We start from the raw sequence: 21,675 nt of genomic DNA, 5'->3' as shown, positions 1-21,675 counted from the left end.
TTCGAAATTGTAGCAGGAGATTTTATCGTGTCGCTTCAGCCCAGAATGGTGCAGAGAGCCGAGCAACGGTTAGTCATGACTGCGATGCTGCAGCAGGCCATCGGGCTTTTACCCATGGCTCGACTCGAGCTTCAACAGGCTGTTCAACAAGAATTGATGGAAAATCCTGTTCTAGAAGAAAATACCGACGAAATTAAGGAAATCGATGATGGGGACATGCCTGAGGTTCGCGACGATCTTCCTGATACGGAAACCGACGAGCGAGGTGAGGTTGAAATTGATTGGGAAAATATAGTTCACGACAATTACGGGCTGGATAACTTTTCCGCACCCGCAGGCAATGAAGATTTTCCGACATTCGAGCAGACGGTCGCGATTCCAGAGTCATTGCACGAACATCTTGAATGGCAACTTAAACTTAGCTTGGCCAGCGAAATCGTAATGTCCTTGGCTCAAAAAATCATTTGGAATATCGAGGATACGGGCTACCTCCAGATCCCCCTTGAGGAACTCTTCTCTGATACAGAACATGAATCCGCTGATTTAGAGGAGGCGCTTGCTCTCGTACAATCCCTCGACCCACCGGGGGTGGGCGCACGTAACCTCAGCGAATGTTTACTAATTCAACTGAATCTGCTGGAAATTCCCGACGAGGAGTTTCAGGCGTTGATTCCCATCGCCAAGCGTCTTATTGAGGAGCAGATTGAGAATATCCAGGAGAAAAATGTAGCTAAACTGGCACGTACATTTAAGACTACTTCCGAGAAAATTCGATCAGCATTCGATATTATCCGCACCCTCAATCCGCAGCCAGGGGGCAGATTCACTCAAGAGAGAGTAGAGGTTGCAGAGCCCGACGTGACCGTTATCCGGCGCGGTGAAGGCTTTGAGGTAATTCTGAACGACGATGGGCTCCCGCCTCTAAGGATCAGTCCCACCTACCGCAAAATGGCATCAAGGCGGAATGAGGTATCAACAGAGACAAGAAAATATATAGAGGAACGGGTACGCGCGGCTCTATGGTTTGTCAAAAGCATTGAGCAGCGACGGGCAACGATTTTGAAAGTCTCAGAAAGTATCGTCTCTTTTCAAAGAGAGTTTCTTGAACATGGCGTGAGCCACCTCAAACCACTGGTGCTTAGAGATGTCGCCGAGGACATCGAGATGCATGAGTCCACGGTCAGCCGGGTGACAACTGGCAAATATATGGAAACGCCGCGTGGTGTATTTAACTTCAAGTATTTTTTCCATAGTGGCCTTGTCTCAATTGGCGGGGGTAACACCTCCTCGGTGGCGGTAAAAGAGAAAATCCGCCAAATTATCGAGGATGAAGACAAACACAAGCCACTTACAGACCAACAAGTAGTGGAAAAACTTCGGGAAATGGATGTTGTCATCGCCAGACGAACAGTTACGAAATACCGAAAAGAACTTCGAATACTATCGGCGAGCAATCGACGTGAATACCGCTAGATTTTTCCATGTTTGATATTTATTCGCTCCAATCATCGAAACAGCAAGAATCCGCTCCAACTTTTCAAATTTCTAGTTATTTATCAATAGATTGAATCAAAACACATCGACACTTTCTAGAATAAACAACATAAGAAACTGATAATTATGGCAATGTTTGTTTTTTGTTGGACATTTGCCTTTTATAGGCTCTTTGAGAAATGATCTTTTCACTAAAATTGACTATAATATCAATATTGGTAAGGCACATACTTTACCACTCATCATTATAGATATTTGAAGTTGAGGGCCGTACCGGAGACGGCTCCCAGAATTAGGAAACCCTACTTTCATCTATCTCCGAGAAGTGTTGAATATTCATAAAATTCCGCCCTCCCTAATTGATTTTCATAATTTCCTGTAAAATTTGAGGTTTATATGACCCTCCTGTCCGTCTCCCAATTCTTCGAGGATCTGCGAGAAGACCTGGATCTTGTTTTACTTGGTGGAAAGGGTGGACTTTCCAGAAAAATTTCCCAATCGCAGTTCCAGAAGAACGGTTTGGCCCTGACAGGTTATTTGAGCCCAATCCATCCTGATCGAATACAGGTTTGGGGGCATACCGAACTTTCCTACCTTAAGAGCCTAGGAGAGTCGTCACGGACCGAGGCTGTTGTGAAGTTTTTTAGCCTTCCTCTGTGCGCCGTACTTATTACCGGCGGAAGGGGAGAGGAGGCCATGCCTGAGGGCATTGAAAAACTGGCGGACAAAGCCAATGTCCCCGTAATTCGCTCGATTCACCCAGGACGAGAAGTATTGCCTCATCTCCTCGAATACCTAGAATCTCGTCTTGCTCCGCGCGCGCATATGCACGGCGTACTTGTAGACCTCTATGGCGTTGGCATTCTTATTCAGGGCAAGAGCGGCATCGGCAAAAGCGAATGCGCGCTCCACCTCGTTACTAGAGGGCACCGCCTTGTGGCAGACGATATCGTGGATATACACCTCAGAGGACAAGAACTTGTGGGAGAGAGCACGGATCTCCTCAAACACCACCTTGAGGTTCGCGGCCTTGGCATCCTCAACATCAAGGATCTTTTTGGTGTCGTGGCAATTCGTTACGAAAAAAATGTAGAAATGATAGTAGAACTCGTTCCTTGGAATTCAGAGCAATCCTTTGATCGACTTGGAATAGACATGGATTCTAAAGATATTCTGGATAAGCCACTTCCTCTCGTGCGAATCCCCGTGGCACCAGGTCGAAACGTGCCCACCTTGATCGAGGTTGCCGCTCGGAATCGACTATTACAGAGAATGGGTTATTTCTCAGCGCTGGACTTTAGCCGAAATCTAACCGCCCATATCGCCATGGAAAATTCCCGCCAATCTTCCACTGACGAAACTATCGGAGAGAGGAAATGATAGGCCTGGTCGTTGTTGGACATGGAGACATACCAGAGGCCCTGTTGAAAGCGGCCGACTCCGTTTTGGCTGGGGTGACTCAAATGCAAGCCATAAGTTTTCATACGAATGACGATCCAAACCTACTTGCCCCCCAGATCGAAAGAGCAACCGAGGAGGTCGATACTGGAGAGGGCGTTATCATCATGACCGATATGATGGGAGGCACGCCAACCAACACAGCCTTGGCCATGTTGAATCGCCTAGATGTCGAGGTTGTCACTGGAGTTAATCTCCCAATGTTGCTAAAAATACCTTTCATAAAAGGGATGACTGTAAATGAGGCAGCTAATTTTCTAGTGGAATACGGAAGGCGAAATTTGGCACAACCCAGCGAAATGTTGGAATCTCTTAAACCTCATCCTAAGAACTGATATATAAAAAGGACTAATTGTGCCGGAAAAAACGGTTACTGTTTCCAACGAGATGGGTTTACATGCACGGGCTGCGGCAGCATTTGCCCAACTATCGACTCAATTCGACAGTGAAATTTTTGTGTTTTGCCGGGATATAGAAGTAGACGGAAAAAGCATAATGGGAGTGATGATGCTTGCCGCCCCTAGCGGATCGAATTTGACGATTCGAGCCGAAGGAGAGGATGCCCAAACCGCGGTTGAGCAGCTTGTAGCCTTGGTTAACAACCGCTTTGGTGAGGAGAAATAAGCCTGTTTAATAACAACTGGATAGATGCTTAACACCTTGATATGATGTTGGAAATATCGACGAAGTCGCTGGCTGAGCCCTTGGGGGAGTACTTATTTTAGATCTTCCCATCCGCATCGTAATTTCAAGCCAATACCATCACCGTTAACGATAAGTCGATACATTTCAAATAGTTAAATATTGTCTTGGGTAGTGATAGCCATTTTAAGAAAAACCGACTATATTTCGCTCGGCTGGTATCAAAAAATTTGAACGTTCGCCCTTCATGGAATACCCCCGCTCAATTCGCAGCCTAACGTTATTGCTGGGAGAAGCTTAATGGCATCTGTTGGAAGTAAAGATTTTATATTTACCTCAGAATCTGTATCCGAAGGCCATCCTGACAAGATGGCGGATCAAATCAGTGACGCCATACTTGATGCTATTCTCGCACAAGACCCGAACGGTCGGGTGGCGTGTGAAACGTTAATTACTACGGGCATCGTATTCATCGCTGGCGAAATAACGACCAATGCGCAATACGATCCGAAAACTATCGCCCGGGAAACGATTCGCCGCATCGGTTACGACAATGCAATATATGGATTCGACTGCGATACTTGCGCCGTCGTAAATTCAATCGACAGGCAATCGCCTAATATTTCTCAAGGTGTATCGGAAGGCGAGGGGCTCTTTACGGAGCAAGGTGCAGGCGATCAAGGCATGATGTTCGGCTTCGCCTGCAAAGAAACTGAAGAACTAATGCCGTTGCCCATCATGCTTTCCCACAAACTTGTCGAGAGAACGAGTACGGTGCGCCGAGATGGCACGCTTCCTTATCTTCGGCCTGACAGTAAAAGCCAGGTTTCGATTCGATACGAAAATAGCCAACCGGTTGCGATTGAAAATGTCGTAATTTCGGCCCAACATGCCGCCGATATTACCCTTGAGCAGATTCGCGAGGACATTATAACTCACGTCATCAAACCCATAGTTGACGAAAAAATGGTTACAAAAGACACTACATTCTACGTCAATCCAACCGGCGTATTTATCATTGGTGGTCCTATGGGGGACACCGGATTGACTGGCCGGAAAATAATAGTGGACACTTATGGAGGCTATAGTCGGCATGGCGGCGGTGCCTTCTCTGGTAAAGACCCATCGAAGGTAGACCGTTCTGCTGCCTACATGGCGCGTTATGTGGCAAAAAACATCGTGGCAGCAGATTTGGCCGAACGTGCCGAGGTTCAACTGGCCTATGCAATTGGCGTAGCAGACCCCGTATCAGTTCTTGTCGATGATTTCGGGACAGGAAAGGTCGAATCAGAAAAACTTTCCAAAGCTGTCCGAAATGTGTTCGGCTTAAGGCCAAAAGAAATTATCGATGGCCTCGATTTGAAGCGTCCTATTTTCCAAAAGACAGCGGCTTACGGCCACTTTGGCCGAGACTTACCTGAATTTACTTGGGAGCGCACCGATAAAGCAGACGAGCTTCGAAAAGAGGTTGGTCTTTAATCTTTGCTTGCGAGAACTGTTGCTGTGTTATTCGCAGACTACCTTAAGAATATGGAGTATCAATGAATTACGACATTAAAGATAAAGAGCTGGCCAAACAAGGTGCCCTCAGGATGGAATGGGCAGAACGTAGCATGCCCGTACTTAATTCGATTTGTGAGAGATTCGAGCGCGAAAAACCCCTCAAGGGAATTAAAATAAGCGCCTGCCTCCATGTTACGACGGAAACCGGCGTATTGATGAAAACTTTAGTTGCCGGTGGTGCCGATGCATGTATTTGCGCCTCGAACCCCCTTTCAACGCAGGACGACCTGGCAGCTACACTTGTTGTCAACGAAAATATCCCTGTATTTGCTATCAAGGGCGAGAACCGGGAAACCTATTACAACCACATGAAAGCGGCTCTCGACGCCGAGCCCAATATCACGATGGATGACGGTGCTGATCTTGTTACCGAGATCCTGACTGAGCGCAAAGAACTTATCCCGAATATTATTGGCAGCACGGAGGAGACCACGACTGGGGTTATCCGTCTTCGCGCTATGGCCAACGACAACATTCTTCAGTTTCCCGTTATTGCAGTGAACGACGCCAACACAAAGCATTTTTTCGATAATCGCTACGGAACGGGCCAAAGCACACTTGACGGAATTATCCGGGCGACGAACCGCCTCCTTGCCGGATCTGTTTTTGTCGTATCCGGCTACGGTTGGTGCGGCAAAGGACTTGCTAGCCGGGCTCGGGGAATGGGTGCCAACGTAATTGTTACAGAGGTTGATCCGTTGCCTGCTTTAGAGGCCGTTATGGACGGGTTCAGCGTCATGCCGATGAGCGAGGCTGCTAAAAGGGGGAATTTCTTCTGTACGGTAACGGGCGACAAAGGCGTTATCCGCATGGAGCATATTAATGCGATGCCTGATGGTGCCATTATCTCCAATTCCGGTCATTTTGATGTCGAAATCGACATGGAAACTCTTGAAAAAGAAGCCAAAGACAAGCGGGAAATTAGGCCCTTGGTGGAAGAATATACTCTGAGAGATGGCCGGAGAGTTGTCGTTATTGGAGGAGGGAGGCTTGTCAATTTGGCGACAGCAGAAGGGCATCCGAGTGCGGTGATGGACATGAGTTTCGCCAATCAGGCCCTTGCAGCTGAATACTTGGTCAAGGAAGCCAAGAATCTCGACAAAAAAGTATATTCGGTTCCTCAGGACATTGACGATAATATCGCAAAGCTTAAGCTTGAGAATATGGGTGTGAAAATCGACACGTTAACCCCCGAGCAAGAAGAATACCTTAGCAGTTGGCAGTTCGGAACCTGATACCAGTTACTCTCACTGCCCAGCCGCCCGGTCGGAGAATCATTTTGGAGTGCGGCGGGTCAGCCGATTATGATGGTCCCAGGGGGTTTAGCTGCGCCAGGGCATGTAAAGTGTTTTGGCTTGTTCTTGGATTAGCTGTTTTTTTTCTGAGTGTAGATTCGGCCTCAGGGGCGACCAAGAAAGTCACGGCTCTCCGTCATTTTTCAACGGAGGGCTACACAAGGGTCGTTCTGCACCTAAATCGCGAATCGATTAACTTTCGGGACGGGATGTTGAAAAATCCTCCCCGTGTTTTTGTGGACATTCCATCCGGTCAATTGATATCCGGATTCAAAATGCCCTCGTTTTCCAGCACCAGTCTTGCCCGAAAACTCCGAGTAGGGCGCCCCTCGAAAAATACGATCCGGCTCGTTGTCGAACTTCGAAACCCCAACATTCACCATCGTGTATTCTCACTTTCGAGCCCGAATCGAATCGTAATCGACCTTAGGGAAACTCGGGTCAAACGAGCTAAAACTCCTAGTCTGCAAACGCCTAAGCCTTCGCGCAGGCAACGACCAGCGTTATCCGAAAAAAAATCTAATACGCGCGCCACCGCTCCTTTAAAAGAAAAATCGACCTCATCAGTTGAGAAACGCCGTTCTTTGGACATGACGGCACGCTTTCAGGTCGGTCTCGGCAGGATTGTCCTTGATCCTGGGCATGGGGGTAAAGATCCTGGCGCTACAGGCTTGTACGGGCTGGTAGAGAAAAATTTAACCCTCGACATATCCCGAAAAATTGCCGCCACGCTTCGCAAGCACCTTCCTCCAGGCAATAAAGTCATTTTGACCCGTAATCGGGATCGCTTCATCGAACTTGCCAAAAGAACCTCATTCGCCAATCAACAGGATGCGGATATTTTTATTTCCATTCATATAAACAGCTCGCCTGCAGGAAAAACGAGAGGACTTGAGACATATCTGTTAGCAGAGGCCTCCACCCCTCGAGCCCTTGAGCTTGCCGCGAGGGAAAGTGGAACAACGGTTGCACGAATGAGCGACTTGCAAAAAATCCTGAACGATCTGATGCTCCGCTCCAAGGTTACTGAATCTCACCAATTAGCAATGGACGTTCAGGGGAAAACGCTCTCGACACTCAGGAGGCGCTACGCAAACGCAAAGGATTTGGGCGTCAAACGCGGTCCTTTTTATGTTCTTGTAGGCGCTCAAATGCCTAGTATCCTTATCGAGATGGGCTTTGTAACCAATAGAGTCGAGGCTCGGCGCCTGCGTGCACAGAAGTTTCGATTGCTTCTTTCCAAAGGTGTTGCACGAGGAATCTTGAAATTTGCGGGCATTCCAACACATCGGCTGAAATGATATTTGGACAAATCAGTTGAGTTTGATGAACTCTGTCCAAATAATTTTCCATTCACCCTTCTAGGTCAATCATGCCATTACCAGTTCTCGTCATCGTAGGCCGCCCCAACGTGGGCAAATCCACTCTTTTCAACCGTCTTGTTGGAAAAAAACAGGCTATTGTGATCCCTGAGCCCGGCGTTACGCGAGATCGGCACTACGGAACAGGTGAGTGTGAAGGAACTCCTTTTATGGCCGTTGACACAGGCGGCATTGCGGACCCCGAGGAAGACCCTTTTCGCCCCCAGATCACTCGCCAGGCGGCAGCTGCCATCGAGGAAGGCGACGTAGTGATTTTCCTTGTTGACGGCCTCGAGGGCCCTCTTCCGGGCGATGAACTTATTGCCGAGATGGTCCGCACATCCGGGAAAACGGCTCTTCTCGTTGTTAATAAGACGGACACAAATATAGCCAAAGATAGTGTGTGGGATTTTTTCGGTCTCGGCTTTGGTGAACCGAAATCGATATCGGCCGAACACGGAGCGGGTGTTGCGGACATGCTAGAGGTGGCCATTGGGCTATGTCACACACAGACGCCCGAGGAGGATACCTCTGAGGGAGAAATACGCGTCGCCATAGTCGGGCGCCCGAACGTGGGGAAATCCTCGCTCGTTAACAAATTACTCGGAGAGGAGCGCTCATTAGTCAGCCCCGTTCCGGGAACCACACGCGACCCTGTCGATTCCGTGTTGCTGCGAGAAAATACGACCTACCGATTCGTCGATACGGCGGGAATTCGCAAGAGAGGAAAAGTGGGGGATAATAAGGTCGAGGCCGTTAGCATGATTCTCGCTTTTCGCAGTATTGAAAGGGCAGAAGTCATATTGCTCGTTCTAGATGCTAATGATGGCCCAAAGGCCATCGACGCCCAGATAGCTCGGCATATCATCGACTCTGGCCGCGCTTGCGCAATTTTGCTCAACAAATGGGATTTGGTGAATAAAGATGAAAAAAGCTTCGATGAAAACGTTAAATCCGTCCACAAAAAGTTGATCCATCTCGATTTTGCACCTGTTGTTTCCTTATCGGCCCTGACCGGCCAGCGAACAGAGCGAATTTATAGCCTCATCGATAAAGTCATCGCGGCGCACAGGCGCCGGATTTCAACAGGAAAACTCAATCAATCGATCGAGCGTTGGACCAAGGCCCATCCACCCCCATCTGGCAGGACCGGCAGACGCCCTAAAATTCTCTATGCGACCCAAGCATCGGTGGCACCACCACAAATAGTGATTTTCGCCGCACGGACAGAAAAATTACCTGAGGCGCAGTACCGCCGTTTCCTCGAAAACCGAATCAGAGAAGAATTCGACTTTGAGGGCACATCCTTGCGGGTGAGCTTCAGGAGGCGCGAGTCAAAAGGCAGCACGAATAAGAATCGGCGAGCAGAGAGACCCAAAAACAGAAAAAGCCGCTCTAAACCTGGGAATCGCCCCTCTCGCAAGAGGGCCTAGATTCGGCACTTACCCTTCTTTGGGAGCTTTTTTCTCTGCTGGCACCCCGTCCACCATAATGTCGTCCACTCGTTCGGGATAAAAAGCCAAAAGTCCCTTTATCTTTGGACATTCCGCTATTGGCTCAGAATAACTCCATACGACATCTTCAAAAAAATCATCTCCCATCCGGGCAGACCAATAAACGGCATTCCCCTTGTAGGGACATATCGATGTGCGCTCGCTACTCTCAAGAAGGTCCATCCGCACATCTTCTTCGGGAAGATAATAGCGAGGAGGAAGACCCGTTTCGAACAAAAGATGAGGGCGCTCACTCTCGGCAATTGTCTCTCCAGACAAAATAACACGCACATGACGTGAACTTTTCAAAACATCAACTCGCTTATACGGATCACGGGGATGCAAGAATATTTCTTCATCCTCCTCATACCAAGCATCCATACGATTCCAGTAAAATGCCAGATAGCCTTCAATTTCAGGTACGCTGGTAATCGGTGTTTCGTAGCTCCATACTGCATTCTCGGTCGTTCGGTCCCGAACGGTGAGCGTCCAATAAGACGCATCTCCTTTTACTGGTCAGTGCGTACTGTTTTCTGTTTGCTCCATTAAATCCATCCGGACATCCTCGCGGGGGAAATAATAGACCGGTGAGTGCCATGCCTCCCTCATCAAAAGGGCATTTATTGTATCCGCTATCGTTTCGCCGCCGAATGTCACCTTAAGTCGCCTTGGGCACAATTCATTGTGCACCCAATGGTCCGTGTTGGAGCCGCCATCGGCAGGATTCCGTTTCTCATTTCCCATCTCTAATCTCCTGTATCTGATTTCCAAAATAACAGCGGTCTATTCTAAATTCATAAAAAACAGGACAAAATCGTATTGCTATCATATTTCATATATGAACAAATGTATCAATTATTTATGGGCCCAAAAACCTGAAGACAAACTTTAAGCATGAGCCTTCAAATCTTTCATTATGATTGACAAATCAACCCCGTAAATGGCACGATCCCCTAAAGTTCGAATTAAAAATAGACCCGAGGAGGGGTAAACTTGAGACATTGCAAGCGACCCTGAGAAATATTTCGGATTACCTTCTGAGATAAAAGGAGTTTATTTCTATGGCCACATGGGAGATGGATACTCTTCGAAATTTTGGTTTTCTAGGTGAGGGCGGAAACGGAAAGACTTCCCTTGTGGAGGCATGTTTATATACGGCCGGCAGCACTGACCGCCAGGGGAAAGTAGATCAAGGCAATACAATTCTTGACACTGAACCCGAGGAAATCCATCGGACTTCATCCATTACAGCGGCCATGGGCTACGCCGACTGGAAAAAACATCACCTTAATTTTCTGGATACACCTGGCTATTCCAATTTCATAGCGGAAACAGTCGCCTCCATCCGAGTTATTGACAATGCCATTATCGTCCTCAACTCCCACGGAGACCTCAAGGTCACAACGGAAAAAACTTTCAATTGGGCCAGCCAAGAGAAAATACCTCGATTCTTATTCGTCAACCACATGGACCACGAACTAGCCGATTTCCTCGGTACAATTCAAAAGGCTGAAGAATTTCTTGGGACACGGGTTGCGGCCCTCCAACTCCCTATTGGAAGCGGGGGGAATTTTAAAGGTATTGTAGATATCGTTTCTGGGAAGGCCTTCACCTACCAGCCAGATGGAAACGGAAAAGGCGAGGAAGGGGAGATACCAACTGAATTAGCTGATACCTACGATGAAATGAGAGGTAAATTAATCGAATTCGCGGCGGAAGCAGACGAGTCCCTTCTTGAGAAATATCTTGAGGGCGAGGCCCTCAGCTTCGATGAAATTGTCGGTGGGCTAAAGCAAGGGATCAGCGATGGTTCTTTTCTTCCCGCCTTTTGTGGGTGTGGCGTCAAGAACATTGGTACAGACGCGCTCCTGGATACGATGGTCCATCTTGGCGCGTCACCAGCTCTCAGGCCCGCCACGAGCATCATTACAGACGAGGGCGAGGAAATAACCCTAGAGGCCGACCCTGACGCTCCGTTCCGAGCTCTGGTTTTTAGGACGGTTGTCGATGCTTTCGCTGGCAAGCTAAATCTCTTTAGGGTTATGTCCGGTTCCATATCCTCCGACTCCTCTGTATTAAACCCCAACAAAGGCGAAAAGGAGCGCCTCGGCGCCCTGTTGTTTATTCAAGGGAAACATCAAAATCCTGTCTCATCAAAACTGATTCCTGGGGACATCGCGGCAGTGGCTAAACTGAAGGGTACAGAAACCGGTGACACGCTTTGCGATGAAAAAGTGGGTGGCAAATTCGCCGCAATTAACTATCCAAAGCCAGTAATATCGTATGCGATCGTATCTAAGAACAAAGGGGATGAAGAAAAACTAAGCACGGCTCTAAGGCGGATGACGGATGAAGATCCAGTATTGACAATTGGCAGAAATGCCCAGACAAACGACCTTTTATTGTCCGGACTGGGGGTATTACACCTTGAGGTCGTAATTGAAAGAATAAAACGAAAATATGGCGTAGAAGTTGAAATGCACACTCCGCATGTCCCCTACATGGAGACGATAAAGGGCCGTACCAAAGCGCAGGGACGATACAAGAAACAAACTGGCGGCAAGGGGCAATTTGGAGACACTTGGCTTGAAATTGAACCCTTGGGCCGGGGCGAGGGATTTGAATTCGTCGACAAAATAGTGGGCGGGGCTATTCCCAAAACCTACATCCCTGCGGTCGAGAAAGGGATAATCGAGGCCATGGTAAATGGATCGCTCGCTGGCTATCCCGTCACTGATCTCAAGGTTACACTTTTCGATGGTAGTTATCATGATGTGGACAGCTCCGAGATGGCGTTTAAAATTGCTGGCTCCATGGGATTCAAGAAGGGTATGATGGATTGTAAGCCGATGTTGCTTGAACCAATCGTGCTCATGGATATAACCGTTCCTGAAGAATATACGGGTGACATAATCGGCGACATGAACTCAAAGCGCGGTCGGGTTTTGGGAATGGATCCTCTGCCTGGAGGAAAACAAACGATCAAGACTCAGGTGCCCATGTCCGAAGTATTAAATTATGCACCCTCGCTACGATCCATGACCCAGGATCGGGGTGATTTCACAATGGAATTTTTCCATTACGAGGAAGTTCCCGGTCAAGTCGCGGGAAAAGTCATTTCTGAGGCTACCGCCGCTCAAGAAGAAGAATAAGCTCCGCCCAAGGAGAAGTCTGATATGGCTGCAAAAGGGGTCAACCTTCTGGATGATGATGATTCCGAAGGCGAGCCGATGGAAGACTACGAAGAAGACCTAGACAGTGGGTTGGGTTCTTCAGGTTCCTCTGAGAAAAAAGGTGGACTTGTCAAAAAACTCATCATGGGTTTGGTAGTGCTTGTCTTGTTGGGCGGTGGTTCTGCGGCTGGATACTATTTCTGGTGGATACCCAAACAGCTACAAGAGCAGAAAAGAACCGAGGCATTAAAGCGCCTTGAGGAATTAAAGAAACAAAGGCGTGCGCAGGCCAAAGAGGAGAGGGCAAAGCGAAAAAAAGAGCTCGCGCTTCTTCAGAAAATGAGGGCAGAAGAAGAAAAGAAACCCGAGGAAGCAGAAGCAACCGAAACGACAGCCACCCTAAAACAACAGAAACAGACGACCCAAGAAGTTGCACCCAAAGCGATGCCCCCGATCAAAAAGGAAAGCACCCCGCTGCTGGCGCCGGTAAAATCTGCGAGCAAACCGCCACTGATAAGAACGAAGACAACACCTTTAAGAAAACCGAAAATGGCAATGGCTCCGAAGCCTAAGGCTTCGCGGAAAACTAGCATTCAAAAACGTGCGCCGAGACGTAAAGTGATGTCTTTAAAAAAAACCACCGCGCCCTCAAAATCCTCTAAGGCTACAATATCGCGCTACTACAGCGTGCAAGTTGCTACCTGTCGAACGAATAAGTGCGTCAATGCATTTTCTAAACGACTGAGAGCTAAAGGATATACGCCGATTGTATCTGGCCGAGCGAACTCATCTGCTCTCACATCGTTAACCGAGGTGATTATTGGAGAATTTGGCGACAATGACTCCGCAAAATCACTAGCCACAAGCGCGAAAAAGAAAAAAATATCGGCTTCGGTCTATCAAAAAAACGACAAATGGCTTGTGTCGGTGGGGGCGTATCCGGATTTGGAAGACGCAGCTGAACGCCTTGACCAGGTGGAGGATTCTGGTTTTAGGGGGCGATTGTCGTTGAAGAAGAGTATTGCGAGAAGCACGAAACTACGCGCAGTCAGAGCAGGAAAATTGAAGAACAGGCGCGAGGCCTTGGCATTGCGAGCCCGAATTTCACGGTCAGGATTTCCCGGCTCTTATGTGGTTAGGCGTTAACGAGTATTCCAGGAGGCGAAAAAATGACTGAAGGGATCGAAGAGGTACCCCAGACACAGATCCCGGACAAACTGTTTTTTAAAATTGGAGAAGTGGCGCAATTAACGGGAACGAAACCACATGTTCTGCGATACTGGGAAAGTGAATTTAAGATGCTTCGTCCGGCGAAGGGAGAATCCGGACAACGCATATATCGCAGAAAAGATGTCGAACTCATATTTTCCATCAAGAAACTCCTCTACGAGGAGAATTTCACCATTGCGGGGGCGAAAAAACAACTACAAAAGAAACGCTCTCCGCGCTCAGGGGCGGCTTCGACGAAAGAGCCTCTCAACATAAAAGATACACTGACAGAGGAGCCAACCGAGGACTCGACTCAGCCTGGTCTCTTCGGAAACGAAAGTGAAATTGACGTCCAATGGGTCAAAGCAGAGCTTACTAACATACTCCAAATTTTAAAGTGAAAACGAAATATTAATGTTATTTTTGTCTTAATTTATGGAGATATAGTGCAACATGTTGCACTCAGATATTCTCAAGCTGACGGGCCAGAATTATCCTTTGACGCCACTAGCAAAAATCAGGTAGAACATCTGGCGCGTAAGGAATTTTCTCCTTCTATCAACTGAAATCTATTTAAAACTAAAGCCTTAAGGACAAAATCAGATGGCACGATCTTTTCGTAAGGAAATCAAGGCACCCGACTCGTTTCAGGTCACTGTCCAAAAAGTATTGGCATGGTACAGGACAAATGAAAAGGTCGTGCTGGTAACTGCAGGCGCTTTAATCATTGCAATTGGCTCATTCGGAGGCTATCGAGCTTGGAATGCCAATTTACGTGAAAAAGCGGCGCTGGCGCTCGTTATTGCCGAATCCATACCCAATGAGCCCGATAATAAGAAAGCCGCTCAAAAGGCCTTAGAGAAGGTCTCCGTGGATTTTCCAGGCACTAAGGCGGGGATTCTCGCAAAACTGCAACTCGCGGCACTTCTCAACGAGGGAGGAGACCACAAAGCCGCCGAGGGCGAATATCGAGGGGCGCTCGCGGCAAGCGGTCTCGGGGAGATGGATCGCGAGCTGGCCCGTCGCGGATTGGCTGGCAGCTTGAGTCTCCAGGGCAAATGCTCCGAAGCGCTCCCCATATGGAGCGAAATCCTCAACACAGGTAGCCTCCTGACGCAAGAGGACCTCTACATTTCACAAAGCGCCTGTCTTGCCGAACTGGGCAAGAAAGCCGAGGCGCTAAAAGCCCTCGAGGGGCTCATCGAAAAACATCCGGCAAGCCCATTCATTACGCCCGAGCTTCGGGCCAGGATGGACCGCCTCAGGAACGGCTAGGGCTTTCATTCACAGCCACATGTCGCACATAGCATGTGTGACATATCATGTCCGCACATGGCATGTCGCACACATGGTATGTGGCAGGCGGCCACCAGCAGCCAGCCCCACGCTGAGGCCCAACGCCAAAGGCGAACATCTCGATCAGCCCACCCTGTTTTTCTGATAATATATGTTATGTCAAATAACAATTATCCCTTTGTTGGCATGGATATCTCTTTGTTGGCCCATGTAATTCAACAGCACCCACCCGTTAAACCCACACTAGCCTCCCGCTCTTTTACAAATTATCTGCCGCCTGGCCTAATACCTCGCCAGCCGCTTGGAAGAACTTAAATAAGCATCCCGCCACTAAATCCATACCCCTCGGCCAGACACTTACCCCTGAAATCCACTAAAATATTTTCAGCTTTTAATGATGCTCTGACTGAGAACCCAAACCAAACGCTTAACTCAATGCTGCTTTCCTCAAAAATGAAAAGCTAAAAGCTCGTCCATTCACGGGCCCATCACTTTCCCCAAGTAACCCAAGCTCATACCCAACTAAATACGCCCCGAAATCTCACTTCACACTCCACACATCAAAATCCACCGAGAATTTACATACACTATTCAGGTGCTCCACCCAGTCGGGTGCTCCACCTATTCAGCTGTTCCACCCGATCGGGTGCTCCTTTAATCACACACCTCGAAAATTCATAAACACCCAAAATCCCATACACTCCATCAATTCAAACAACTAACTACCGATATAGCTCGCTTTAAAGGGTTTCAGTTCAATTAAGAACCCCTCAAGGGCGCTCATGGATATTCAAATTTTCAGGACCACCGAGAAAAACCACCTGAAAAATGCCCTACACTCAGACAAAAACAAAAAGCGAAAACGATAAGCAAAAAAAAAGCGAGCCTGGCAGACATACCACCAGACCCGGCAATAAATTACCCTATAAAAATGCCCCACAAAGCCCCTTTAGAGCTTGTAAGCGCCTCTTTTATGAGAAGTGCTATTCAAAGGCTAGCCTAGGCGCCCTATCTCGCGGCTGATTCTCGACATAACAGAGCCGCATGCCTTCCAAATCGGAACCAACAACAGCGCGGCAACAACGATGAGACCTATAGTATCTTCCATGCCTCACATCCTTTCTTTTTCTGGGCCAAAAGTGCCCGGCCACCCAAGTGGCTCAAGGCTCACAGAAAAGATAAGATGCAAGTCACATTCCAAATATCAACGCATTTAGCGCCAGTTCTCCCAAAACAAAACAATACCAATAAAAGACCATAATTCAACTACTTAAAGTCAAATCGTCTCGATATGTATCCTATTGAACCCCGTGCCAGGGAGCCCAACCCCTGCCCAGCTAGGCAATAATGCGCCTATCCTTGGCGAATTTCTCTCCACCTGCGGCAAAAAAATGGCGGCCAGCCCCCGGGTTGAAGATACCCTCGGTGCCTCTTTAAGTCTTCTGAATCGAGTCGCTAAAAGCCCTATCCTACAGCTCGAAGCTGCCTTAAAAACCCCTGCCCGGAGTATTGATAACACTTGGCCCAAAATTTTAGATTTAAAGCCATTTCGAGCTTTTTAGGGCCTTCGTTAAACCCATTTCGGGGCATTTCCCCAAACGCAGGATGCGCACCGCTGTGCACCCCATATCTGGAACCAAAAAAAGGGGCCGGTTGTGGCGCATGCCGCCCCCCAGCGGCTAGCCATACATCTTCGCTGCCCGCTTGATGTCGGGCGCTGCTTTTTCCAGATCGCCTGGCACCATCACCGGCACAATCTCGACACTCGCCTCAAAGGCATGAAACCAGGGCTCGGCCACCTTGGGAATCTCCGAGGCATCCTCAAGCTCAAAGAAAATCAGCCCCGCCCTATCGCCCCCTGAGGTCGTAAAATACGCTGCCTCGGGCTCCAACTGCTCCAAAATCTGCTTAATCGTCGAGCCCAGCTTCCCGTCTGCCGACATGTCATTGGCCACCTCCACCGGCAGCTCCACCTTCATCATAAAACGCATGGTTTTCCTCCTTTTTCGCTATTTGGGCGTTTCTTTTCTTGGCTGCTGTTTAGTAAGATTTTGACTTTTTTGGGGCGGGGTAAATGTGTGAAGATACTAGCATATTAATCGTTTTGAGCGAGAAGGGATAAATACAGATTTCACCCCGTTAAAATAAAGTGACGTGACTAATGCTACAATTTTCGAGTAAAATAGAAAAAAATAATAAGTTTATTTTATGAGCCATTGATGAAATATTTCTTTCCAAGCGGAGTTATTTAGTGGAAGATATCCTCAATACAGAAAAAATGGCGGAACTCGGAACCTTGGTTGAAGAGGCCACTCGTTCGACAGAGGAAGGCGTTCGTTACTTTACTGAACCAGCACTAGGGACATTAAAAAGAGCGACAAATAAACGCCACCATTTAGTATTTGGAAGGCGGGGGTCTGGCAAATCTAGCCTATTAAGGAAGGCCGGAGCTGATTTGACGGTCAATAGACGTCCGATTGCCTATGTAGATTTAGAACCATTCAAAGGCCACACATACCCAAACGTACTATTAAGTATCTTGATCTCGACGTTCACCAAATACGAAGAATGGCTCAAAACGGCAGCAATAAATCCATCTACAAAAATATCATTTTGGGATAAATATTTTGGGAAGTCGCCTACCCGGCCATCCTTCAACCGAAAAAAAAGTGCCAATCTAGCTCAAACCTTTAATAAAGTAATTAACGATTTAAATACGCTATTACATTCTGCTGACGAAATGGACAGGATAGAAACTACAAGAGAATCAAACCATGCTACCACTACTGGTAGGCTAGACGCGAAAATTGGTTTACCTAAATCATCAGTTTCCGCCAGCGCCGAGCACCAAGAAGCCACCGAGAACGCCAAAGAAACACAAGATACGTACACGAATAAAAAAGTTGATTTTTTGCATCTTCATATTATGGAATACCACAAAATTTTCGACGAGTTAGCGGAACTTTCAGACGGGGATTCATATTTATTTCTCGACGACCTTTATCACATCAAAAGGTCGGATCAACCTGATGTTGTCGATTATTTTCATCGTCTAGCTAAGGGCCACCACCTATGGCTCAAAATTGGTACTATCCGACACAGAACGGATTGGTATGTTGCCTCAAGCCCTCCTATAGGAGTTAAATTAGGTGAAGATGCTGATGAAATTGATTTAGATGTAACTCTTGAAAAATACCAGATGGCTCGAAAATTTCTTTTTGAAATCCTCTCCAATTTTGCAAAACCGCTAGAGCTAAGAGTGGATGATTTTTTGACTGATGGAGCGAAAGACAGACTTGTCTTAGCCAGTGCAGGCGTTGCTAGAGATTTTCTCTCCATTTTCAGAAGGTCAATTGATATTGCCCGGGAGCGAGGCGGTGGGCCTAGAGGGCCCAAAATTGGAGCAGAGGATGTAAATGTCGCTTCAGGGGAGTACGACACATATAAAAGGGAAGATTTTAACCGTGACGCTACAGAGGATAGTAAAGTTCTTAACGATTTATACGATGACATTTCAATATTTTGTTTGGAAAAAATAAACACCAACTGTTTTTTGATTAACAAAGACTCAACAAGCGCGAATGTGAATCTCTTGCATGGATTAGTAGATTTAAAATTACTGCACTTAGTCCGCTCGCGAGTCACAGTAAGTGGCCGCCCCGGCTTAATATATGAAGCATACATGCTTGATTTAAGCCGATATACTGGTGCAAGAAAACAAAGGGAATTTAAGATTGTTGAATTTTGGAAATCCTCTTCTACTGAAATTTTGCGCCGAGCCTCTATGATTTATGAAATTTGATTTTACTTTTTTTCAAAAATTGTCCCTCATGAAGGTCTCCAACTAACATTTTTGAATTCTTTTCTTATGAAAATAGGCTTGTTTTTTTAATTTACTTGTTTCGATATTATCCAGCGCTAAATTACAGGTGCCTACCCTAGCCCTCTCCCCTATCAAAACCGTGCTGAAATCCTTCCGTTAGTATGAAAACCCGCCTACCGAAGCCAAGGCACACCCATGAACAACCCCATGACATTTGTTGAGCGAGCCGCGCGGCGGTATTAGTAGCGCTTGGAGAGCCCCTCTCATTCAATCCACCACCACTGAACGCCTTCGCGTGGCAGAACACCCCATAACCAGGACACTAGGGTGCGCCCTACCCCCTCGCATTTTCTCCTAAAAGCACCCACATTAAATCCATACAGGCCCTCCCCCGGCGCCAATGCGCCAATGGGGAGGTTTTTTTTATGCTGAAATTCGATCATGTGGGTTTTTTGGTCCAGAACGCCGACGGCAAGCGGGAGATGATGGAGGATCTTCTGGGTTTCGATTTCCGCTATCGCCTGGTGCGCGAGGCGGCGGACAACACGAATATTCTGGATTTTTATGATTACGAGGGGGGCGCTATCGAGCTGGTCCAATCCTCAAACCCCGAGTCGATGTACAACCGCTTTATTCGCGAAAAGGGCGAGGGCATTCACCATATCGCCTTCGAGGTCGATGACCTGCGCGGGACGATGGCCGAGTGGAAGGAAAAGGGTGTGCGCTTTGCGATGGACCCGCCGCTCGGGGCCTCGGGCTCGCGGCGGGCGATCATCACCTTTACCGAGCCCGAGAGCACGGGCGGGCTGGCGATTGAACTGTGCCAGGCCTTGGCGCCGGGCGAATTGAACCCCGACTGGGTGCAAAAGCCCCCCTCGCCGATGGTGGAGCCCGCGCCGGCCGAGACCGTGCCGGCCGAGACCGTGCCGGCCGAGACCGCGCCAGCCGGGGCGGCGGCGGATCTCCCCGAGCCGGACTGAAATTGATCCGCACCGGCTCCCCATTCCGCCCGCCTCTGCGGCGGGCGAGGAGAGCTGATTCCTTCCCCAAATCCCCGCTACCCTGGCCCCGCCGAGAATGATTCGGCGGGGCTCTTTCCTTTTGCCGCCAGCGACCTTAAAAAAATGTGATCTGTGCTAAAATCATTCCGTAGTATGAAAGCCCGCCCACCAGAGCCCAAGGCACACCGATGAACAGCCCCACGACGTTTGTTCAGAACACGGCTCGGCGCTTTCGGGAGAGTATTAGGGAAACCGAGCTGCGCGGGGCATTGCTGTTTGTTCGGGCAAAGGCAGGGGCGGCGCTGCTGATTTTGTTGATGGTGGCGGTGTGGCTGGTGATGAAGCCCGCGAATATCCCCGAGCGGGTGGCCTACAAGGCGGTATTGGGGGCGTTCATGGCGCTCCAGTTGGGGCAGCTTTTCTTGCTCCGGCGGGAGATGTATGCGCAATGGATGCCCTATCTGTTTGTTTTCCTTGAGATGGCGACCCTCGCCCTGGCTCTGTTGGTGCCCAATCCACTTTTCACCGAGGCCGGGCTTCCGCCTCAGGTGATACTCCATTTCAACAATGTGTTGCCGATGATGCTGTTGATTGCGGGAACGGCGCTGGCCTATTCGCCGGCGCTGGTCCTCTGGTCGGGGGTGTGCGCCAGCCTTTTCTGGAGCATCGGGGTGGCCGCGGCCTGGCGCCTTCCCGATACGCTAACGCTCCTGAGCGAGCCTGCGAGTGATATTGCCAACGCGAGCCAGTTCCTCGCCTTTGTCTATCGATATAATTTCGTGGACGTCTACGGGTGGATTCGCGATGTGGTGGTGCTCCTGTTCACCTCGGCGATTCTGGCGGTAGCGGTTCACCAGACGCGGCGCTTCATGCGCGAGCACGCCGCCGCCGAGCGCCAACGGGGAAATCTGGCCCGCTATTTCTCCCCCAATATGGTGGATGAGCTGGCGGCCTCGGAATCCGCTTTCGGTGAGGCGGCCCAGCATGAGGTGGCGGTTTTATTTGTGGACATCGTGGGCTACACGGGGCTTGCCCAAAAAATGGCGCCCGAGGGGGTAATGCTTTTTCTACGAGAATTTCATCGCCGGATGGAGACCGAGGTTTTCGCCTTTGGCGGGACGATGGATAAATACATTGGCGATGCGGTGATGGCCAGCTTTGGCGCCCCCCGCCAGGGGGAGCGCGATGCGGCGGATGCGCTGGAATGCGCCCGCGGGATGATGCGCACGATTGCGGCATGGAACGCCGAGCGCGCGACAAGCGGAGAGGAAGCCGGGCTACCGCCCGTTCGAATTGGCATCGGCCTTCATTTCGGGCTGGCCGTCATGGGGGATGTGGGCAGCGAGCGCCACGCCTCGTTCGCGGTATTGGGCGATACGACGAATACGGCGAACCGCCTGGAGGGCCTCACAAGGGAGCTTGATGTGGATGTGGTGGCGAGCCAGGCGTTTCTCGATGCCGTCCGTAGTGAGATTAAAATCGTGGACCGCCGGGGCGATGTTAATGCGGACAGGAGGGTTGCCCCGCCTGCCGTTGTGGCGCGTTTGGAAGAAGAGCGACGGGGTGCCGTAGAAGATCGCAGGCGCGCGCCTCGCTTGAGCACAGATGAGTTGCTCACAGGATTTGTCGATGCCGGGGCGCAGGCGCTTCGGGGGCGCGAGGGTGCGCTCAGGCTTTGGACGCTGAAAGCAGATTCGGCCTCCGGGCAGAAATCAGGCTGAGAAATTATTTTCTGGAGGTTTATTTTTTCCATAAGGGGTTTCGACATGGAGTTAGCGGGCAAGGTGGCGCTCATCACGGGCGGGGCGCAGGGCATCGGGGCGGCAACGGCGCGTCTTTTTGCCCGAAACGGGGCGCAGGTGGCGGT

17 protein-coding genes and 1 pseudogene are annotated in these 21,675 nt (G+C 49.2%); 16 read left to right on the top strand and 2 right to left on the bottom strand.

Translation table 11 applies throughout. The features are described 5' to 3' along the window. The first annotated feature begins 27 nt into the window (after positions 1-27). The 8 genes from rpoN to der all read left to right on the top strand — a co-directional run bounded on the left by rpoN (position 28) and on the right by der (position 9,246). Positions 28-1,473, top strand: coding sequence for an RNA polymerase factor sigma-54 (rpoN, locus tag HOJ95_08260; GenBank protein ID MBT6394684.1), 1,446 nt, complete (start codon positions 28-30; stop codon positions 1,471-1,473). A 417-nt stretch (positions 1,474-1,890) separates the two neighbouring features. After that, positions 1,891-2,874, top strand: a complete 984-nt coding sequence (hprK, locus tag HOJ95_08255) for an HPr(Ser) kinase/phosphatase (GenBank protein MBT6394683.1) — start codon at positions 1,891-1,893, stop codon at positions 2,872-2,874. Then, a complete protein-coding gene (locus HOJ95_08250; GenBank protein MBT6394682.1) occupies positions 2,871-3,287 on the top strand; it encodes a hypothetical protein in 417 nt (138 codons plus the stop codon). Before hprK ends, HOJ95_08250 begins: the two co-directional genes overlap by 4 nt. 19 nt (positions 3,288-3,306) lie before the next feature. Further along, positions 3,307-3,576 carry an HPr family phosphocarrier protein gene (locus HOJ95_08245; protein MBT6394681.1) on the top strand — a complete coding sequence of 90 codons (270 nt, stop codon included), beginning with the start codon at positions 3,307-3,309 and terminating at the stop codon, positions 3,574-3,576. 318 nt (positions 3,577-3,894) lie between these two features. After that, entirely contained in the window at positions 3,895-5,073 is a 1,179-nt protein-coding gene (locus tag HOJ95_08240; protein ID MBT6394680.1) for a methionine adenosyltransferase, read from the top strand. A 62-nt stretch (positions 5,074-5,135) separates the two neighbouring features. After that, positions 5,136-6,392 carry an adenosylhomocysteinase gene (locus tag HOJ95_08235; GenBank protein ID MBT6394679.1) on the top strand — a complete coding sequence of 419 codons (1,257 nt, stop codon included), beginning with the start codon at positions 5,136-5,138 and terminating at the stop codon, positions 6,390-6,392. Between the two features lie 110 nt (positions 6,393-6,502). Continuing rightward, positions 6,503-7,753, top strand: coding sequence for an N-acetylmuramoyl-L-alanine amidase (locus HOJ95_08230; GenBank protein MBT6394678.1), 1,251 nt, complete (start codon positions 6,503-6,505; stop codon positions 7,751-7,753). A 71-nt stretch (positions 7,754-7,824) separates the two neighbouring features. Next, complete coding sequence (der, locus tag HOJ95_08225; protein MBT6394677.1) at positions 7,825-9,246, top strand: ribosome biogenesis GTPase Der; 1,422 nt, start codon at positions 7,825-7,827, stop codon at positions 9,244-9,246. 9 nt (positions 9,247-9,255) lie between these two features. Here the strand turns inward: der and HOJ95_08220 are convergent. After that, a pseudogene (locus HOJ95_08220) lies at positions 9,256-10,050 on the bottom strand (DUF427 domain-containing protein). A gap of 317 nt (positions 10,051-10,367) precedes the next feature. Here HOJ95_08220 and fusA point away from each other — a divergent pair. The 4 genes from fusA to HOJ95_08200 all read left to right on the top strand — a co-directional run bounded on the left by fusA (position 10,368) and on the right by HOJ95_08200 (position 14,963). Continuing rightward, positions 10,368-12,458, top strand: a complete 2,091-nt coding sequence (gene fusA, locus HOJ95_08215) for an elongation factor G (GenBank protein ID MBT6394676.1) — start codon at positions 10,368-10,370, stop codon at positions 12,456-12,458. Between the two features lie 24 nt (positions 12,459-12,482). Further along, positions 12,483-13,625: an SPOR domain-containing protein gene (locus tag HOJ95_08210; protein MBT6394675.1), complete on the top strand. Its 1,143-nt coding sequence runs from the start codon at positions 12,483-12,485 to the stop codon at positions 13,623-13,625. Positions 13,626-13,648: 23 nt separating this feature from the next. Further along, a complete protein-coding gene (locus tag HOJ95_08205) occupies positions 13,649-14,089 on the top strand; it encodes a MerR family transcriptional regulator (GenBank protein ID MBT6394674.1) in 441 nt (146 codons plus the stop codon). 202 nt (positions 14,090-14,291) lie between these two features. Beyond that, the gene (locus HOJ95_08200; protein MBT6394673.1) at positions 14,292-14,963 is read left to right on the top strand and encodes a tetratricopeptide repeat protein; all 672 of its coding nucleotides are present in this window, start codon (positions 14,292-14,294) and stop codon (positions 14,961-14,963) included. A gap of 1,700 nt (positions 14,964-16,663) precedes the next feature. On the opposite strand, the gene HOJ95_08195 is transcribed toward HOJ95_08200, so the two are convergent. Next, the gene (locus HOJ95_08195; GenBank protein ID MBT6394672.1) at positions 16,664-16,975 is read right to left on the bottom strand and encodes a hypothetical protein; all 312 of its coding nucleotides are present in this window, start codon (positions 16,973-16,975) and stop codon (positions 16,664-16,666) included. Between the two features lie 260 nt (positions 16,976-17,235). On the opposite strand from HOJ95_08195, the gene HOJ95_08190 reads away from it, so the two are divergent. From HOJ95_08190 to HOJ95_08175, 4 genes are all read left to right on the top strand, one after another. Continuing rightward, complete coding sequence (locus HOJ95_08190) at positions 17,236-18,786, top strand: hypothetical protein (protein ID MBT6394671.1); 1,551 nt, start codon at positions 17,236-17,238, stop codon at positions 18,784-18,786. A 446-nt stretch (positions 18,787-19,232) separates the two neighbouring features. Beyond that, positions 19,233-19,787 (top strand): hypothetical protein, encoded by a 555-nt coding sequence (locus HOJ95_08185; GenBank protein MBT6394670.1) that lies wholly within the window; start codon positions 19,233-19,235, stop codon positions 19,785-19,787. A 209-nt stretch (positions 19,788-19,996) separates the two neighbouring features. Then, on the top strand, positions 19,997-21,529 hold the full coding sequence (locus HOJ95_08180) for an adenylate/guanylate cyclase domain-containing protein (GenBank protein ID MBT6394669.1): 1,533 nt from the start codon (positions 19,997-19,999) through the stop codon (positions 21,527-21,529). A gap of 45 nt (positions 21,530-21,574) precedes the next feature. Beyond that, the coding region (locus tag HOJ95_08175) for an SDR family NAD(P)-dependent oxidoreductase (protein MBT6394668.1) at positions 21,575-21,675 on the top strand (101 nt) is incomplete at its 3' end.

The sequence above is a fragment of the Nitrospinaceae bacterium genome, assembly GCA_018669005.1.
In the GTDB taxonomy this organism is placed as follows: domain Bacteria; phylum UBA8248; class UBA8248; order UBA8248; family UBA8248; genus UBA8248.
The sequence above is the reverse complement of the archived record's forward strand: the minus strand, read 5'-3'. Positions and strand labels throughout refer to the sequence as shown.

Coding starts and splice junctions, on each gene's coding strand:
- hprK (MBT6394683.1), top strand. CDS start 1,891: ATGACCCTCCTGTCCGTCTCCCAATTCTTCGAGGATCTGCGAGAAGAC.
- HOJ95_08250 (MBT6394682.1), top strand. CDS start 2,871: ATGATAGGCCTGGTCGTTGTTGGACATGGAGACATACCAGAGGCCCTG.
- HOJ95_08240 (MBT6394680.1), top strand. CDS start 3,895: ATGGCATCTGTTGGAAGTAAAGATTTTATATTTACCTCAGAATCTGTA.
- HOJ95_08235 (MBT6394679.1), top strand. CDS start 5,136: ATGAATTACGACATTAAAGATAAAGAGCTGGCCAAACAAGGTGCCCTC.
- der (MBT6394677.1), top strand. CDS start 7,825: ATGCCATTACCAGTTCTCGTCATCGTAGGCCGCCCCAACGTGGGCAAA.
- fusA (MBT6394676.1), top strand. CDS start 10,368: ATGGCCACATGGGAGATGGATACTCTTCGAAATTTTGGTTTTCTAGGT.
- HOJ95_08210 (MBT6394675.1), top strand. CDS start 12,483: ATGGCTGCAAAAGGGGTCAACCTTCTGGATGATGATGATTCCGAAGGC.
- HOJ95_08205 (MBT6394674.1), top strand. CDS start 13,649: ATGACTGAAGGGATCGAAGAGGTACCCCAGACACAGATCCCGGACAAA.
- HOJ95_08200 (MBT6394673.1), top strand. CDS start 14,292: ATGGCACGATCTTTTCGTAAGGAAATCAAGGCACCCGACTCGTTTCAG.
- HOJ95_08195 (MBT6394672.1), bottom strand. CDS start 16,975: ATGCGTTTTATGATGAAGGTGGAGCTGCCGGTGGAGGTGGCCAATGAC.
- HOJ95_08185 (MBT6394670.1), top strand. CDS start 19,233: ATGCTGAAATTCGATCATGTGGGTTTTTTGGTCCAGAACGCCGACGGC.
- HOJ95_08180 (MBT6394669.1), top strand. CDS start 19,997: ATGAACAGCCCCACGACGTTTGTTCAGAACACGGCTCGGCGCTTTCGG.